The sequence below is a fragment of the Streptomyces sp. NPDC020965 genome, assembly GCF_044333555.1.
Classification (GTDB): domain Bacteria; phylum Actinomycetota; class Actinomycetes; order Streptomycetales; family Streptomycetaceae; genus Streptomyces.
This window is the reverse complement of the sequence record NZ_JBIRRE010000009.1, coordinates 162,694-179,557: the sequence shown is the minus strand read 5'-3', so window position 1 is coordinate 179,557 and position 16,864 is coordinate 162,694. Positions and strand designations below refer to the sequence as shown.

The window sequence follows — 16,864 nt, the reverse complement described above, 5'->3', positions numbered from 1 at the left end:
GCCGCTGCCCCACGTGTGTGCAGTCCTCCCGCCCCGGTGCCCCCGACGGCGCCCCGGGAGCGAGACCGCGCCGCGTCCCCATGACAGAAGCCCCCGAAGACGAACGCCCCGTGCCCGGCTGAGGACGTGTGCCGCGCACTCGACAGTGATGGACATCCCAGTGATCACCACAACGGGCCTCACCAAGGTCTACCGCTCGCGACACCGCGAGATAACCGCCCTGGACGGCGTCGATCTCCATGTCGAGGAGGGCGAGGTCTACGGCGTCATCGGCCAGAGCGGCGCCGGAAAGTCCTCGCTCATCCGCTGCGTCAACCTCCTGGAGCGCCCCACATCGGGCACCGTGACCGTGAACGGCCAGGACCTCACCGCCCTCGCCGGACGCGGACCGCGCGCCGGGAAGGACCTCCGCGAGGCGCGCAGCCGTATCGGCATGGTCTTCCAGCACTTCAACCTGCTGTCCTCCCGCACCGTCCTGGACAACGTCGAACTGCCGCTGGAGATCCTCGGTCTCTCCGGCCGGGAGCGCACCCGCAAGGCGCTCGAACTCCTCGACCTGGTGGGCCTCGCCGAGAAGGCCAAGTCCTACCCGAGCCAGCTCTCGGGCGGGCAGAAGCAGCGCGTCGGCATCGCCCGTGCGCTCGCCGGCGATCCGAAGGTGCTCCTCTCCGACGAGGCGACCAGCGCGCTCGACCCCGAGACCACCCGCTCCATCCTCCAACTGCTGCGCGACCTCAACCGCCGCCTCGGCCTCACCGTCCTGCTCATCACGCATGAGATGGATGTCGTCAAGACCGTCTGCGACTCCGCCGCGCTGATGGAGAACGGGCGGATCGTGGAGTCCGGGACGGTCGCCGAACTCCTGGCCACGCCCGGTTCCGAACTGGCCGCCGCGCTCTTCCCGGTCAGCGGTGAGGCGTCCGGCGCCGATCGCACCGTCGTCGACGTGACCTTCCACGGTGACGCCGCCACCCAGCCGGTGATCTCCCAGCTCTCCCGTACGTACAACATCGACATCTCGATCCTCGGCGCCGCGATGGACACCGTCGGCGGCAAGCAGGTCGGCCGGATGCGGATCGAGCTGCCCGGCCGTTTCGAGGAGAACGTCGTCCCGATCGGCTTTCTGCGCGAACAGGGCCTCCAGGTGGACGTCGCCGCCGCGGGCACCCTCACCGACGCGGTCAAGGAAGGTGCCAAGTGACCTGGTCCGAGATGTCACCCCTGCTGGCGCAGGCGTGTTGGGACACGCTCTACATGGTCGGCTGGTCCACCGCCATCGCCGTCATCGCCGGACTGCCGCTGGGCATCGTCCTCGTCCTCACCGACCGGGGCGGACTGCTCGGCAACGCCGCCGTGAACAAGGTGCTCGGCCAGATCGTCAACATCACCCGCTCGATGCCGTTCATCGTCCTCATGGTCGCGCTGATGCCCTTCACCAAGGCGATCACCGGCACCACCATCGGCCGTGAGGGCGCGATCGTGCCGCTCGCGATCGGCGCCATCCCGTTCTTCGCCCGGCTGGTGGAGACCGCCGTGCGCGAGGTGGACGGCGGTCTCGTCGAGGCCGTGCAGTCGATGGGCGGCAGCACCTGGACCGTCGTACGGAAGGTCCTCGTGCCCGAGTCGCTCCCGTCGCTGATCTCCAGCGCCACCACCACCGTGGTCGTGCTGATCGGCTACTCGGCCATGGCCGGCACCGTCGGCGCCGGCGGACTCGGCGATATCGCCATCCGCTACGGCCACCAGCGCTTCGAGACCGAACTGATGTGGGTCACGGTGGCGATCCTCGCCGTCGTCATCTCGATCATCCAGTTCGCCGGTGACTTCGCGGCCCGGGGCCTGCACCGCCGGGGGCGCGGCGGGCCCGCGCCCAGGCTGCGATTCCTCAAGGCCGGCCCGCCCAGCACCGTCATGGGCGTCGGCAGCGCCCAGACCACGCTGGCCGAAACCGCCGACACCCGTCCGGCCGCCCAGAACTCGGAGGCCGTGGGGAGTCCCACCCGGACCCCCTGAGCCGTCCGTCCTGACCCCACCCGGGTCGCACCACCCGCACCACCCATGGAGAAAGGCACTTTTCGTGCGTAACACCACCAAGATCACCACCGCTGTCCTGGCCGTCGGAGCCCTCACCCTCGGGCTCTCCGCGTGCGGCTCCGACTCCGACGCCAAGAGCGACGCGGACTCCCCGCTCGTCGTCGCCGCCAGCTCAGTCCCGCACGCCGAGATCCTCGGCTTCGTCAAGGACAAGCTGGCCGCCAAGGAAGACCTCAAGCTGGAGGTCAAGGAGTTCGCCGACTACGTGCTGCCGAACACGGCCACGCAGAGCGGCGAGGTGGGTGCCAACTACTTCCAGCACAAGCCGTACCTGGACGACTTCAACAAGAAGAACGGCACCACGATCGTGCCCGTCGCCACGGTGCACCTGGAGCCGCTCGGCCTCTACTCCAAGAAGGCCGAGAAGATCACCGACCTCAAGCAGGGCGCCACCGTCGCGCTCCCCAACGACACCACCAACGAGGCGCGCGCCCTCCAGCTCCTCGCGGCGAACGGCCTCATCAAGCTGAAGGCCGGCGCGGGCAGCGAGGCCACGCCCAAGGACGTCACCGAGAACCCGAAGAAGCTCAAGTTCAAGGAGTTGGAGGCGGCCCAGGTGCCGCGCGCGCTCGACGACGTCGACGCCGCGGTGATCAACGGCAACTACGCCGTCCAGGCCAAGCTCAGCCCCAAGAACGACTCCCTCGTGCTCGAAGCCGCTCAGGGCAACCCCTACGGCAACTTCCTCGCGGTCAAGAAGGGCAACGAGAAGGACGAGCGCGTGGCGAAGCTCGCCAAGCTGCTGAACTCGCCCGAGGTGAAGAAGTTCATCGAGGACGAGTACGACGGCTCGGTCATCGCGGCGTTCTGACCGACGGCCGGCCCGGCTCCGGCCGGGACGGACCCTTCGGCGGCCCCGCACCGCTCCCGTTCGTCCGGGGGCGTGCGGGGCCGCCGCCGCCGTGCGCGCCCGGATGAACGGGAGCAGGACCCTGTGATGCGGTCCGACCGGCCCATGCTGCATGCTGGGCCCTTCGGCAGTCCCCTGGTTCCTGGCTTCAACGGGCCCCTGGTTATGGAGCGGCGCATGACGACCACCTTCCCGGACGTGTCCATCAGCACGGAGCGGTTGGTACTGCGCGCCTTCGAAGAGGCCGACGTCCCCGCGTACACCGACATGATGAACGACGAGATGGTGACGGCCTGGACCTCCGCGCCCCACCCGTACACCGTCGCCGACGCCCGGACCTGGGTCCGCACGCTCGCGCCCGCCGAGCGGACCGGCGGCCGGGGCATCGCCTTCGCCGTCACCGAGTTCCTCACCCAGCGGCTCGTCGGCACCGTGCGGCTCCACGGCACCGACTGGCGCACCCGTGCCACCGAGGTCTCCTATGTCACCGCGCCCTGGGCGCGCGGCGAGGGCTACGCCACCGAATCCGTGCTGGCCGTCGCCAAATGGCTGTTCCGCGACCAGTTCTTCGAACGACTGGAGCTGCGGACCCCCGCCGACAACACCGCCGCCCAGCAGGTCGCCCAGAAGATGGGCTGCATCAGCGAGGGCGTCCTGCGGAACGCCTGGATAGCGCGCACCCCGACGAACGACGGCCGCTGGACCGACATCCGCACCGATCTGATCGTCTGGAGCCTGCTGCCCGAAGACCTGGAGGGCGGCACGGACGACATGGCGCGCTTCGGCTACGCCTCCTTCACCGAACTCGGCTGAGCCGCGCCGGCCGGCAGGCGACGGCGTACGGGCTCCGGACCACGGGCTCCGGAGCGACCCGCCCGACGTCCCCTCCCCCTGGCCGGGGCGGTGCCGGCGGGGGTGGCGAACCATACGACCCGGACCGGGTCGCCCGGCGCCCGCGCCAGGTAACCTCACCGTGCCCGCCCTCCACCGGAGCGGTGCCCCCCGCGCGACGACCTCAGGGAGACTGACGACGATGGCCGACCGCGTCACGGTGATCGGCTGGGACGGTTCGCCCCTCACCGCCGCGGCGAGATCCGCCCTTTCCGCCGCCACCCTGGTGGCCGGGGCGGCACACCATCTCGCACTCCCCGAGGTCCCCCCGTCGGCCGAGCGCGTCCGCCTCGGCAGCATCGACCTCGCCGCCCGCAGGATCGCCGGCCACCGCGGCAGCGCCGTCGTACTCGCCGACGGAGACCCCGGCTTCTTCGGTGTCGTCCGCACCCTCCGCGCGCCGGAACACGGCCTGGAGGTCGAGGTCGTGCCCGCGGTCTCCTCGGTCGCCACCGCCTTCGCCCGTGCCGGAATGCCGTGGGACGACGCCCGCGTGGTCGTCGCCCACCCCCGCACCCTGCGCCGCGCCGTCAACGTCTGCCGCGCGCATCCGAAGGTCGCCGTCCTCACCTCCCCGGGCGCGGGCCCCGCCGAACTGGCCCTCCTGCTCGAAGGCGTCCACCGCACCTTCGTCATCTGCGAGGAACTGGGCACCGACCGGGAACAGGTCTCCGTCCTCACCTCCGACAAGGCCGCCGACCACGTCTGGCGCGACCCCAATGTCGTGATCGTCATCGGCGGCACGGGGACCCACCCGGCGACGGGCGGCGGCTGGCTCGCGGGCCACGACCCCGGATACCCCCCGGTGATACGAGGGTGGGCACTGCCCCCGGAGGCGTACGGCGGCGTCGCCCGGCGGCTCGGCGCGGGCGAGTCGGAGCGGCTGCGCGCCGCCCAGTTGGCCCGCCTCGGGCCGCGGATCGGCGATCTGGTCTGGGACATCGGCTCCGGCAGCGGCGCGCTCGCGGCGGAGGCCGCCCGGTTCGGCGCCGCAGTGATCGCCGTCGACGCCGATCCGGCCGCCTGTGCCCACACCGACGCCACCGCCCGGCGCGCCGGCGTCCAGGTGCGGGTGGTGAACGGCCTCGCCCCGCAGGTGCTGGAACGGCTGCCGGAACCCGACGTCGTACGGATCGGGGGCGGGGGCGCCCGGGTGGTCACCGCCTGCGCCGACCGGCGTCCCGAACGCATCGTGACCCATGCCTCCACGCGCGACGAGGCCGAGGCGATCGGAGCGGCCCTGAAGGGCGGCGGCTACACCGTCGAGTGCGCGCTGCTCCAGTCCGTCGAGCTGGATCCCGGGGACTGGGAGGAGCGGGAGAGGTCGGTCGCCTTCCTGCTCTCCGGCAGGCAGCCGGACCGCGCCCCATGACCCGCCACTCGAACAGCCCGAGGTAGGCTGACCGACCGTTGTACCGCACCTCCGGGCGCTCGTCGCTTCCTTCGACGGGACCCGGAAGACCGGAAAACCAGTGCCGCTTCGGCCCCGGTATGTGGTACGTCGTGACCGGGGGCGCGCAACGTGGCGCAGCCCACAGTGGACGGTGGCGGATCTCCCCCGCCGGGTCCGCGAACGGGCGCGAGAATGCTGAGTGTCCGTGGGCCATCGTGCCGCGCGGCGCACGCGCTCGTTCTTGTTGACGGGCGCCGGGCGTGCCGCGACGGGCGCTCGGGCGATGGGCGAAGGATCACAAGCGATGGGCGAGGGGTACGCATGACCGACACCGGCCAGATCCCGGACGAGGGGCTGCCGGGGAACGCAGGCGTGGTGGAGCAGCGACCGGGTGTGCCCGGCTCCGATGCCTACACCTTCCTGGACCCCAACGGGCAGCTCCCCGAAGAGGACGACCTCCTGCTGATGCCGAGCGCCCAGGGGGCGTGGAGCGATCCGCAGTCGATGCACACGCCGCCGGCCGGGGTGCCGGTTCCGGAGCAGTTCGTGCCGGTGCCTCCGGCCGCGCCGCTCGCCGCTCAGGCGGCGCAGCGCCCGCCGCAGCCGCCGGTAATCGAACAGCGGCTGGTGAACGGCGCGCCCGTGCAGGGGCCGACGGACCTCGGCGCCCCCGATCAGCTGGTGGGGTCGGAGTCCGCCGCGTCCCTGAGCGCCGCCCCGAGCGTCGGCGCCCCGACCGATCTCGGCGCGCCGGAGTCCGCGGCTCCCGATCCCGCCGTCCCGGCACCTGCCGTCGTCGAGCCCGCCCCGGTGGCGGCCGTCGCCGAGCAGCCCGCGCAGGGCGCCCCGTCCGCTGTCGCTCCCGCGTCCGTGACCGGTGCGGAGCAGTCCGCAGCCGGGTCGCCGCCGATGGCGCCGGAGCCCCTGCCCGGGGCCGTACCCCAGCGGGAGCCCGAGACCACGGCGTCCGCACCGGTGCCGCCGCAGGCCCGGCGTCCGCTGCACATGGGTCCGCCGCTGCCGGACACCTCGGGCGGTGTCGTCCGCTCGCTCGCCGACCGGGGGCCCGCCCACACGCCCCCGCACCCGTTGACCGTGCAGAACAACCCGGGCGCGCCCGCGACCGGGTTGGAGTACCTCGACGCTCCCCGCGAGGAGGCGGCCCCGGTGCTGCCGGGACCGCAGCTCGGCGAGATCCCGCCGCAGGCCGGTGCCCCGTGGGATCCGCGACCTTCGCAGCCCGAGGGGGCGGCGCCAGCAGAAACGGTCGTCCCGACGGCGGTGGCCCCCGCGCCCGCGCCCACCGAGGCGGCGGAGCCGCAGCCTCAGCAGGCCGTCGAGCCGGTTGCCGAGGCCGTGCCCGAGCCTCAGGCTCAGCCTCAGCAGGCCGTCGAGCCAGAGCCCGTGCCGAACGCCGAGCCGGCTGCCGAGGCCGACGCTGTGCCCGTGCCGAACGCCGAGCCCGAGCCCGTCGCCGAGGAGGCCGAGGCCACCGTCGAAGCCGAAGCCGAAGCCGAAGCCGAACCCGCCCCCGAAGCCGAACCCGCCCCCGAAGCCGTGGCTGTCCCCGAGGACGCCGCCGAGCCGGAGCCGGCTGCTGAGGCCGACGCTGTGCCCGTGCCGGTCCCCGAGCCCGTGGCCGTCGTCGTCGCCGAGGAGGCCCCCGAGCCGGAGCCCGTACCGGAGGCTCCGCTTCCGGCTCCCGAGCAGGCCGCCGCCCCGGAGCCGACGCCCGAGGCGGGACTGGAGCCGGAGCAGTCCGCCGAGGTGACCGCGACACCGACGCCCACGCCGGAGCCGTCCGCCGAGGCCGTGCCCGTACCCGCGCCGGTGATCGAAGCGATGCCCGAGCCGACACCCGGGCCGACAGCCGGACCGGTCGTGGAACCGGCGCCCGTGCCGGCCGTCGCACCGGTGGTCGAAGCCGTGCCCGAGCCGGTGGCCCAGGCGGCGCCCGAGCCAGTTCCGGAGCCGGTCGTGGAAGCGTCCGCCGTGCCGGTCGCCGTGGCTCCCGAGCCGGCCCCCGAACCCGCTCCGGCGCCCCTGGCAGTGGTCGAGCCGGAGCCCGAGCCCGAGCCGGAGCCGGAAGTCGGCCCCGCCGCCGAAGCGGAAGCCGTGCCGGAGCCGAACGCCGTACCCGAGCCGGCAGCCGTGGTCGAAGCAGAGCCCGTTCCCGTACCCGTGGTCGAGCCCGAAGCCGCGCCCGAGCCGGCAGCAGGACCCGAGCCGGCAGCAGGACCCGAGCCGGAGGCCGCGGCCGAACAGCCCCCCGCCGCCGCCCAGAAGCCGCCCGCGCCCGGCTACGACGACGCCGAGCGCGAGGCCGTCCTCCGGGTGATGCGCGAACGCCGGGACATCCGGAACGGCTTCCGCGGCGACCCGATCCCGCACGAGGTACTGCTGCGCGTCCTGGAGGCCGCGCACACCGCCCCCAGCGTCGGTCACACGCAGCCCTGGGACTTCGTCGTCATCCGGTCCGCCGAGACCCGGCGCACGATGCACGAACTCGCACAGCGCCAGCGCGACGCGTACGCCAAATCGCTCCCCAAGGGCCGGGCGAAGCAGTTCAAGGAACTGAAGATCGAGGCGATCCTCGACACCCCGGTCAACATCGTCGTCACCGCCGACCCGACCCGCGGCGGCCGACACACCCTGGGCCGTCACACCCAGCCGCAGATGGCGCCCTATTCATCAGCGCTCGCCGTCGAGAACCTCTGGCTCGCCGCCCGCGCCGAGGGCCTCGGCGTCGGCTGGGTCAGCTTCTTCGACGAGCGCGAGATGGTCCGCGCGCTGGGGCTGCCGGAGCACCTGGAGGTCGTCGCGTATCTGTGCGTCGGATACGTGGACGAGTTCCCGGAGGAGCCCGAGTTGATGCAGGCGGGCTGGTCCAAGCGCCGCCCGCTGTCCTGGGTCGTCCACGAGGAGACCTACGGCCGCCGGGCGCTGCCCGGCGAGGAGCCGCAGAACCTGCTCCAGGAGACCGTGACCAACATCCGCCCGCTGGACGCGAAGGCGCTCGGCGAGGCGTGGGACCGGCAGAAGCGGATGACCAAGCCGGCCGGTGCGCTCGGGATGCTGGAGATCATCTCCGCACAGCTGAGCGGGCTCTCCCGGATGTGTCCGCCGCCGATCCCGGAGCCCGCGGCGGTCGCCGTCTTCGCGGGTGACCACGGGGTGCACGCGCAGGGCGTCACGGCGTGGCCCCAGGAGGTGACCGGCCAGATGGTCGCGAACTTCCTCGGCGGGGGAGCGGTCTGCAACGCCTTCGCCAACCAGGTCGGCGCCGAGGTCTGCGTGGTCGACGTCGGGGTGGCGTCCGATCTGCCCGCGACCCCCGGCTTGCTGCCGCGCAAGGTCCGTCCCGGCACATCCGACTTCACCACCGGCCCGGCGCTGACCCGCGAGGAGGCGCTCCAGGCGATCGAGGTCGGCATCGAGACGGCGCGTGACCTGGTCGCGGCGGGCAACAAGGCGCTGCTCACCGGTGAGATGGGCATCGCCAACACGACCGTCTCGGCGGCGCTGATCTGCGTCTACACGGGCAGCGACCCGGTCGAGGTGACCGGCCGTGGCACCGGCATCAACGACGAGATGCACGCGCGCAAGGTCGATGTCGTGCGCCGCGCGCTGGACCTCCACGCGCCGGACCCCGCCGACCCTATCGGGGTGCTCGCGGCGGTCGGCGGACTGGAGCACGCGGCGCTGGTCGGCTTCATCCTGGGCGGCGCGTCCCTGCGTACGCCGGTGCTGCTGGACGGTGTCTCGGCGGGCGCGGCGGCCCTGGTCGCCCGTGCCATCGCGCCCGAGGCGCTGGCGGCCTGCATAGCGGGTCACCGCAGCGCCGAACCGGGCCATGTGGCGGCCCTGAACAAGCTGGGCCTGCGCCCGCTGGTGGACCTGGACCTCCGGCTGGGCGAGGGGACGGGCGCGCTGCTGGCCCTGCCGGTGGTGCAGAGCGCGGCCCGTGCGATGCACGAGGTGGCGACCTTCGACTCGGCGGGCGTCACGGAGAAGTAGTCCCGAGCCGTGGCACCGGGCGGCGTCGAACGCCCCCTGTGCCACGGCTCCGCCGTGCTCGGGCGCCGTACGGGGCCGGGCCCGGCCCCGTATCCCCGTCGGCCCGATGCGCCGCGCCGGCACGTCCCCGAAGCCCCAGGAGCACCCCGGCCCCAGGAGCACCCCGGCCCCAGGATCCCCCCGGCCCCAGGGGCACCCCGGTCCCCTCGGGAGAGCCGCCGGCACCCGCCCCCGAGCAGCCCGGCGGACAGCCCCCGGCCAGGGAGGACTCCCGCCCGGCCCGCGGCCCGCCCGCCGCGCCCCGCGCCGTAGGCTGAGACCAGGGGCCCCGCCCCTCACCAGCCGCTTCGCCGACGCAGCGGCCCCTTACGCATCGTCGGACCGCCCGAGGAGTCCCCACCACCATGGTCGAGCACGCGCCCGAGCACCCCGCCTATCCCGTCGGTCTCCGTCTCTCCGGGCGGCGCGTCGTCGTCGTCGGCGGCGGACAGGTCGCCCAGCGCCGGCTGCCCGCCCTCATCGCGACCGGCGCGGACATCGTCCTGGTTTCCCCGTCCGCGACACCCTCCGTCGAGGCCATGGCCGACGCCGGGGAGATCCGCTGGGAACGGCGCCGGTACGCCGCCGGGGACCTCGCCGACGCCTGGTACGTCCTCGTCGCCACCTCCGACACCGAGGCCAACGAGCACGCGTCCGCCGAGGCCGAACGGAACCGCACCTGGTGCGTACGGTCCGACGACGCCGGTGCCGCCACCGCCTGGACGCCCGCCACCGGACGCTCCGAAGGCGTCACCGTCGCCGTGCTCACCGGCCGCGACCCGCGCCGTTCCGCCAGCGTGCGCGACGCCATCGTCGAGGGCCTGCGCGACGGCACGATCGCCGCCCCCCGGCACCGGTCGAGGACTCCCGGCGTCGCCCTCGTCGGCGGCGGCCCCGGCGACCCCGATCTGATCACCGTCCGGGGCCGTCGGCTGCTCGCCGAGGCGGACGTCGTCATCGCCGACCGGCTCGGCCCCCGCGACCTGCTGGACGAACTGCCGCCGCACGTCGAGGTCATCGACGCCGCCAAGATCCCGTACGGCCGTTTCATGGCCCAGGAGGCCATCAACAACGCGCTGATAGAACACGCCAGGGCGGGCCGGGCGGTGGTACGGCTCAAGGGCGGCGACCCCTTCGTCTTCGGCCGGGGCATGGAGGAGGCCGAGGCGCTCGCCGACGCCGGTATCCCCTGCGTCGTCGTGCCCGGCATCTCCAGCTCGATCAGTGTGCCGGGCGCGGCCGGCATCCCGGTCACCCACCGGGGCGTCGCCCATGAGTTCACCGTCGTCAGTGGCCATGTCGCGCCGGACGACGACCGTTCGCTGGTCGACTGGCCCGCGCTGGCCCGCCTCCGGGGCACGATCGTCGTCCTGATGGGCGTCGACAAGATCGGTGCCATCGCCGGGGCCCTGATCGCGGGCGGCCGGGCCCCGCACACCCCGGTCGCCCTGGTCCAGGAGGGCACCACGGCCGCCCAGCGCCGGGTCGACGCCACCCTCGCCACGGTCGCGGACACCGTCGTCGCCGAGGGCGTCCGCCCCCCGGCGGTGATCGTCATCGGCGATGTGGTCACCGTCGGCCGGCGCGCTCACGCATAACCATCGGTACCGACCGCCACCCGGGCGTTGGCACCACCACACAGGAGAAGGCAGTATCACCCCGTGGCTGATCTCATCACCATCGATGACCCCGAAGACCCCCGTCTGCACGACTACACCGGCCTGACCGATGTGGAGCTGCGCCGCCGACGCGAGCCCGCCGAGGGGCTGTTCATCGCCGAGGGCGAGAAGGTCATCCGACGGGCCAGGGACGCCGGTTACGAGATGCGGTCGATGCTGCTCTCCGCCAAGTGGGTCGATGTGATGCGGGACGTCATCGACGAACTCCCGGCGCCCGTGTACGCGGTGACCCCGGAACTCGCCGAGCGCGTCACCGGCTACCACGTCCACCGGGGCGCGCTCGCCTCCATGCAGCGCAAGCCCCTGCCGACCGCGGACGAACTGCTGACGACCGCGCGCCGGGTCGTCGTCATGGAGTCGGTCAACGACCACACCAACATCGGCGCCATCTTCCGCAGCGCCGCCGCCCTCGGCATGGACGCGGTGCTGCTCTCGCCGGACTGCGCGGACCCGCTCTACCGCCGCTCCGTGAAGGTGTCGATGGGGGCGGTCTTCTCCGTCCCGTACGCCCGTCTCGACGTCTGGCCCCGGGGACTGGAGACCGTCCGGGAAGCGGGCTTCAAACTGCTCGCGCTCACCCCTTCGGAGAAGGCCACCTCGATCGACGAGGCCGCCCCCCACCGGCTCGACCGGGTCGCGCTGATGCTCGGTGCGGAGGGCGACGGACTCTCCACGCGGGCGCTGGTGGCGGCGGACGAATGGGTGCGCATCCCCATGGCGCACGGCGTGGACTCGCTCAATGTGGGCGCGGCCGCGGCGGTCGCCTTCTACGCGGTCGCCACCGGTCGCCCGCGGGGCTGACCGGCACCCCGGCCGGGGGGACCGCGCGTGCACGGGACCGGCCGGCCGGGAGGCTCCCGACGGAACCCCGACCGGTCCCATCAGTGCCGGTCTGGCCTGATCCCCGACCGGGCCGGGCCGATCCCCGACCGGGCCGCGGCCGTGAGACCGGGCTACAACTGCTGCGCCGCCGCGATCCCCAGCGCCACGATCAGCGTCACCACGAAGAACACGACGAGGCGCTGACGCAGCAGCCTCGGATTGGCGGGCCGGCGCCCCGTCGAGGTCGTCCGCACTCCGGAGCGGGGACCCGGCCGGCCGTTCGTCCGCGCGGCGCCACGCGGACGCTGGGGGCGCGCGGCACCAGCCGGGCGCCCGGTGCCATCCGTACGGGACGGTCGCGCGGAGCCGTCCGTACGAGAGGGCTGGGAACGCTGCCCGGGCCCGCCCGCCGTGCCGCGGACCGGCCGCTCCAGGCGCTCGGTCCGGTCCAGCCGACCGGGGTAGCGCGAGGTCGGCCGATCGGCCTCGGCCCGGTCTCGCTGGACCGGCGGCCTGCCCTCCGGCAGGCCCTGCGCCTCCCGGGCTGCGATCTCCTTGAGCCGCATGGAGAGCTGGAGCGTGCTGGGGCGCTCCTCGGGGTCCTTCGCCAGACAGGCCCGCAACAGCGGGGCCAGCGCGTCCGGCACGCCCTGGAGGTGCGGCTCCTCGTGGACGACCCGGTAGAGCATGACCTCGGAACCGCCGTGCCCGAAGGGGGAGTCGGCGGTCGCCGCGTACGCGAGGGTCGCACCCAGCGAGAAGACATCCGTCGCCGCCGTGACCGCCACGCCCCGCACCTGCTCGGGGGCGAGGAATCCGGGCGAGCCCACCGCCGTACCGACGTGCGTCAGCGTGCTCGCGCCGGTCGCCCAGGCGATGCCGAAGTCGATGATGCGCGGGCCCTTGGGGGAGAGCAGGATGTTCGACGGCTTCAGATCCCGGTGGACGACACCGGCCTCGTGCACCGCCACCAGCCCCTCGGAGAGCGCGGCCCCGATCGCGGCGACCTCGGCGGCCTGGAGCACACCGTGTTCGGCGACCTTGTCGTGCAGGGAGGGACCGGGGACGTACTGCGTGGCGAACCAGGGGCGTTCCGCCTCCAGGTCGGCCGCCACCAGCCGGGCCGTGCACCCGCCCCGGATCCGCCGGGCGGCCGAGACCTCGCGGGCGAACCGCGATCTGAACTCCTGGTCCTCGGCCAGATCCGGCCGGATCACCTTCAGCGCCACCCGCTGGCCGCGTCGGTCGGACCCCAGATAGACAACGCCCATCCCGCCCGCGCCGAGTCGTCGGTGCAGCCGGAACGAGCCGACGACACGCGGGTCCTCGCGCCGGAGCCGCATCATCGCCATGTCCGTCCCCTGCCTGCGGTGAGGTTGTTCCCCCCACCCCTACCTAGCGGTGGGGGAATGCCCCACCCGTGCCAAGCGGTGGGGGAAGTCCCACCCCTGTCCAGTGGATGGAGGCGAGCTCCACTCCGCTGCCCGAGCGTCCGATTTTGACGTGCCACAGCTTACGTACACCCGCCCCGGTGCGCTCAGAGGCCGCGCCCTCCGGGGCCGACGGATTGTCGGTGGCCGGTGGGAGACTTGACCGGCCGTCGGGGAAGACGGTATCCGCCCGACCCGCCCCGCGGGGGTTGTCAACAGACTTTCCGTACACGGGGATTGGATCAGGTCGGGGTGGCCGCCGGTCCCGGTGGTGGGTACCCGTGACACCCCCCGTACGTACGAAGTCATGGCAAGCCGGGCGGCCCGTCGGGTAGGGAGCACGGTGGGGCGGGTGGTGGTGGAAGTGAGCGAAGTCACCCGGGGTCGTCGGTGGTCCGCGCCCCTGTCGCCCGGGGCGCCGGAGCGCCCGCTCCGGTGGATCGGCCGCCCCTCAGCGGGCCCTCTCAGGGAAGACCCCAAGTCCTGGACCCGCGTCTCCACCCAGGGGAGTACGCCGAGGGGTGGGGGCTCATCCTCCGGGAGGCCCGGCAATCGGTACGCGGGCATGACGCCCGGGGCTCCACGGTTCCCTAGTGTTGAGGTCAAGCGGCGGGTGCAGCACTCGTCCCCCGAGGTCAGACACCCGCCGCTGTTCTATACGACAGGAGAGGAACCATGGCGGACACGGCATCGCGGACCATGATCCGCACGCAGGGACGCAGGGCATCAGCCGCGTTCGGCGGCCGACGGTCCGGCCAGCGGCATCCGCTGGTGGCCACGGCCATGGTCCTTCCCCTGGCAGCACTGCTGGTGGTCGTCTTCGGCGGCTGGGAAGCAGTGGTGACACAAGCGTCGTCCGTGGGCGTGATGCTGGGGCGCTGAGCGGCGCCCCGGACCCGGAAGAGCGGTCCGGGTCGGGGACATCCGGCCAAAACCCCGTGGGGACGGGGGTGCGGCGGACGGCAGCGATGGCCGGTCAGCTGGGGAGCTGACCGGCCAACGCGTTTTCCCCGCGGACCCGTCCCCCTGAGCCCCTGCCCTGCGGCCGGTCCCGCTCCGGTCCCACCCCCGGCTCGTACTTTGCGGTCGGTCGCCCTCCGGCCCCACCTGGGCCGCTGTCCCCGGCTCGTACCCTGCGGCCGGTCCCCCTCCGGCTGCTGCTCTTCGGTCCGCGCCTTGCGGCCGGTCCCGCTCCGGTCCCACCCCCGGGCTGGCACTTCCTCTGGCCCGTCGCCTCCGACCGCTGCCTTCCGGTCCGTACCCTGCGGCCGGTCCCGCTCCGGCCCGTCGGCTCGCACCCCTCCGCCCCGTCGCTCGTGTACGCGGAGCCCGGACCGCCGAGGCCCGTGCACCGGGTGCCCACCGATCGGCCGCCCCGGCCCCGGCCCGTCACCCGTACTCCGGGCTCCGGCCCTGTGGTCCCCGTACCGGCCGGGTACTCCGCGGTCAGTCCCCGTCAGCTTCGTCAGGCTCCGCCCGATGCGTTCCCGCTCGCCGCCCGGCCGGCCCGCGCGCGTAGGCTCCCCGCCAGGCCCGCCAGGGTGTTCGTCCGTACCGGGGGAGATCGTGACCACAGCCGTCATCACCGCGCTCCACGGCGCCGCCCGGGCCGCGGCCCATCCCACGCCGGGCACCCGGGACTGTCGGGCCTGCGCCCCCGCTGAGGCCGTCCTCGCGGACCGGGACGACGGGACGGTCGTACGGCACGGGGCGGCCGTCGCCAAGGCCCACGCCCCCGGCACTGATCCGGCCGGCCACCGCGCCCGGCTCGCGGTCGCCGCGCACCCGCGCCTCGCCGGGATACTGCTCCCACCGCTGCCCCTCGGGGTACGGGAGGCGGCGGGCCGGCCCGTCACCGCCTGGCCCTACGGGGTGCCGGTCGACCCCGCCGACCCGGACGCCGCCCCGTGGGAGGCGGCGGCGACCCTGCTGGCGCGCCTCCACTCCGTCGGGACCGGCGCCCTGCCGGGTCCGCTACCGCCCATGCGCGGCCCGCTGAAGGCCGCCCGCGCGCTCGCCCGGATGCGGGCGGCGGGGGAGCACCCGGCCGCATCCGCCACCGTCGAGCGGGCCTGGGGGAGTCTGCCCACCTGGGCCCGTGGCGAGGCGGCCCCGCTCCGCGGCGGCACCCTCTGCCACGGGGACCTGCATCTGGGCCAGCTCGTGCGGCATCCCGCCCCGGCCGGGCCCTGGCTGCTGATCGACGTCGACGACCTCGGAATCGGCGACCCCGGCTGGGATCTGGCCCGCCCCGCCGCCTGGTACCTCGCCGGTCTGCTCGCCCCGGAGATCTGGCAGCGCTTCCTCGGGGCGTACACGGCGGCCGGCGGCCCCGCGGTGGACCCCGGCGGTGATCCCTGGCGCCGGCTCGACGTACCCGCCCGCGCCCTGACCGTCCAGACGGCCGCGCTCTCCGTCGTCAGGGCGGCGGCGGAGCGGCGTGAACCCGACGAGGTCGACCGGGCGATGATCGACGCCTGTGCCCGAATCGCCCGCCTCCCGCCCGAGTTGGAGACCCGGGCTCCGTCGTAGGCTGCTGCTGTCCGCCCGCCGGGGGAGAGATCACCTCCGGCGGTGGCGACCGAACGGCGAGGAGCTGAGCCAAGACCATGCAGTGTCCCAAGTGCCACGCACCGATGCATACGTACAACCGGAACGGCGTCCAGATCGAGCAGTGCGGCGGATGCCGGGGGATCTTCCTCGACTACGGCGAGCTTGAGGCCCTGACCCGTCTGGAGTCGCAGTGGACCCAGCAGGCGCCGCCCGCCCCGCCCGGACCCCAGGGGTACCAGCCGGCGGCCCCCGCGCCCCAGGGGTATCCGCCGGCGCCGCCCGCGCCGCAGGCGTACCCGGCCGCCCCCGCGCCCGCCTGGGGCGCGCCGCAGCACGGTGGTCACCACGGTCACCACGGTCATCACGGCGGTCACCAGGGGGGCCACCACCGCAACAAGGGCTTCGGGCGGATGCTCTTCTCGTCCTGAACCGCCGCGCGCCGCCGACCCGACCGATTCGGCCGGGTCGGCGGACCGTACCGGGCGAGGCGGGTACGACGGAACCCCCCGGCCGTCGAGACGGCCGGGGGGTTCCGGGTGGTGCGCGATACTGGGATTGAACCAGTGACCTCTTCCGTGTCAGGGAAGCGCTCTCCCGCTGAGCTAATCGCGCGGGAAGTCCTGCATATGCTGTTGACCTGCGTTGTCGCTGTACCTGCGTGCGCGATACTGGGATTGAACCAGTGACCTCTTCCGTGTCAGGGAAGCGCTCTCCCGCTGAGCTAATCGCGCGGGGGATCCTCGCGGATCCAGTGGACGATACTGGGATTGAACCAGTGACCTCTTCCGTGTCAGGGAAGCGCTCTCCCGCTGAGCTAATCGTCCTTGGAGGTGGAGACGGGATTTGAACCCGTGTAGACGGCTTTGCAGGCCGTTGCCTCGCCTCTCGGCCACTCCACCAGGAGTGCAGGGGTCCGGGAAGATCCCCCACTTCGAGCGGACGACGAGATTCGAACTCGCGACCCTCACCTTGGCAAGGTGATGCTCTACCAACTGAGCCACGTCCGCTTGTCTTTTTCCGATCCGCTGCGCGTCCCGGCGACGTGTTGAACTCTAGCGGATTCCTGAGCCAGCACAAAAACGCGTTTCCGCAGCGT

General features: G+C 73.5%; 12 protein-coding genes and 5 tRNA genes. 11 read left to right on the top strand and 6 right to left on the bottom strand.

Going from position 1 to position 16,864, the window contains the following annotated elements; genetic code table 11:
• Positions 1–160: 160 nt before the first annotated feature.
• The 8 genes from ACH4S7_RS26000 to ACH4S7_RS25965 all read left to right on the top strand — a co-directional run bounded on the left by ACH4S7_RS26000 (position 161) and on the right by ACH4S7_RS25965 (position 11,764).
• Positions 161–1,201, top strand: a complete 1,041-nt coding sequence (locus ACH4S7_RS26000; protein ID WP_398523700.1) for a methionine ABC transporter ATP-binding protein — start codon at positions 161–163, stop codon at positions 1,199–1,201.
• The gene (locus ACH4S7_RS25995) at positions 1,198–2,013 is read left to right on the top strand and encodes a methionine ABC transporter permease (RefSeq protein ID WP_398523699.1); all 816 of its coding nucleotides are present in this window, start codon (positions 1,198–1,200) and stop codon (positions 2,011–2,013) included. The genes ACH4S7_RS26000 and ACH4S7_RS25995 overlap by 4 nt, the downstream gene beginning before the upstream one ends.
• Positions 2,014–2,077: 64 nt before the next feature.
• Positions 2,078–2,905 carry a MetQ/NlpA family ABC transporter substrate-binding protein gene (locus ACH4S7_RS25990; protein ID WP_398523698.1) on the top strand — a complete coding sequence of 276 codons (828 nt, stop codon included), beginning with the start codon at positions 2,078–2,080 and terminating at the stop codon, positions 2,903–2,905.
• A 204-nt stretch (positions 2,906–3,109) separates the two neighbouring features.
• Entirely contained in the window at positions 3,110–3,757 is a 648-nt protein-coding gene (locus ACH4S7_RS25985; protein WP_398523697.1) for a GNAT family N-acetyltransferase, read from the top strand.
• Between the two features lie 220 nt (positions 3,758–3,977).
• Positions 3,978–5,207 carry a precorrin-6y C5,15-methyltransferase (decarboxylating) subunit CbiE gene (gene cbiE / locus ACH4S7_RS25980; protein WP_398523696.1) on the top strand — a complete coding sequence of 410 codons (1,230 nt, stop codon included), beginning with the start codon at positions 3,978–3,980 and terminating at the stop codon, positions 5,205–5,207.
• Between the two features lie 342 nt (positions 5,208–5,549).
• A complete protein-coding gene (gene cobT / locus ACH4S7_RS25975; protein WP_398523695.1) occupies positions 5,550–9,245 on the top strand; it encodes a nicotinate-nucleotide--dimethylbenzimidazole phosphoribosyltransferase in 3,696 nt (1,231 codons plus the stop codon).
• A gap of 404 nt (positions 9,246–9,649) precedes the next feature.
• Positions 9,650–10,882, top strand: a complete 1,233-nt coding sequence (gene cobA, locus ACH4S7_RS25970; protein ID WP_398523694.1) for a uroporphyrinogen-III C-methyltransferase — start codon at positions 9,650–9,652, stop codon at positions 10,880–10,882.
• Positions 10,883–10,945: 63 nt separating this feature from the next.
• Positions 10,946–11,764 carry a TrmH family RNA methyltransferase gene (locus ACH4S7_RS25965; protein ID WP_398523693.1) on the top strand — a complete coding sequence of 273 codons (819 nt, stop codon included), beginning with the start codon at positions 10,946–10,948 and terminating at the stop codon, positions 11,762–11,764.
• A 152-nt stretch (positions 11,765–11,916) separates the two neighbouring features.
• On the opposite strand, the gene ACH4S7_RS25960 is transcribed toward ACH4S7_RS25965, so the two are convergent.
• Positions 11,917–13,137 carry a protein kinase gene (locus tag ACH4S7_RS25960; RefSeq protein WP_398523692.1) on the bottom strand — a complete coding sequence of 407 codons (1,221 nt, stop codon included), beginning with the start codon at positions 13,135–13,137 and terminating at the stop codon, positions 11,917–11,919.
• A gap of 753 nt (positions 13,138–13,890) precedes the next feature.
• Here ACH4S7_RS25960 and ACH4S7_RS25955 point away from each other — a divergent pair.
• The 3 genes from ACH4S7_RS25955 to ACH4S7_RS25945 all read left to right on the top strand — a co-directional run bounded on the left by ACH4S7_RS25955 (position 13,891) and on the right by ACH4S7_RS25945 (position 16,196).
• A complete protein-coding gene (locus ACH4S7_RS25955; protein WP_398523691.1) occupies positions 13,891–14,097 on the top strand; it encodes a hypothetical protein in 207 nt (68 codons plus the stop codon).
• A gap of 684 nt (positions 14,098–14,781) precedes the next feature.
• The gene (locus ACH4S7_RS25950) at positions 14,782–15,747 is read left to right on the top strand and encodes a phosphotransferase family protein (protein WP_398523690.1); all 966 of its coding nucleotides are present in this window, start codon (positions 14,782–14,784) and stop codon (positions 15,745–15,747) included.
• A 77-nt stretch (positions 15,748–15,824) separates the two neighbouring features.
• Positions 15,825–16,196, top strand: coding sequence for a zf-TFIIB domain-containing protein (locus ACH4S7_RS25945; protein WP_398523689.1), 372 nt, complete (start codon positions 15,825–15,827; stop codon positions 16,194–16,196).
• A 109-nt stretch (positions 16,197–16,305) separates the two neighbouring features.
• Here ACH4S7_RS25945 and ACH4S7_RS25940 read toward each other — a convergent pair.
• The 5 genes from ACH4S7_RS25940 to ACH4S7_RS25920 form a co-directional block, all read right to left on the bottom strand.
• Positions 16,306–16,380 (bottom strand) — tRNA-Val (locus tag ACH4S7_RS25940).
• 47 nt (positions 16,381–16,427) lie between these two features.
• Positions 16,428–16,499: transfer RNA gene (locus tag ACH4S7_RS25935), tRNA-Val, on the bottom strand.
• A 21-nt stretch (positions 16,500–16,520) separates the two neighbouring features.
• Positions 16,521–16,592 (bottom strand) — tRNA-Val (locus ACH4S7_RS25930).
• A gap of 1 nt (position 16,593) precedes the next feature.
• Positions 16,594–16,667 (bottom strand) — tRNA-Cys (locus tag ACH4S7_RS25925).
• Between the two features lie 35 nt (positions 16,668–16,702).
• Positions 16,703–16,775, bottom strand: a tRNA-Gly gene (locus ACH4S7_RS25920).
• Positions 16,776–16,864 lie beyond the last annotated feature (89 nt).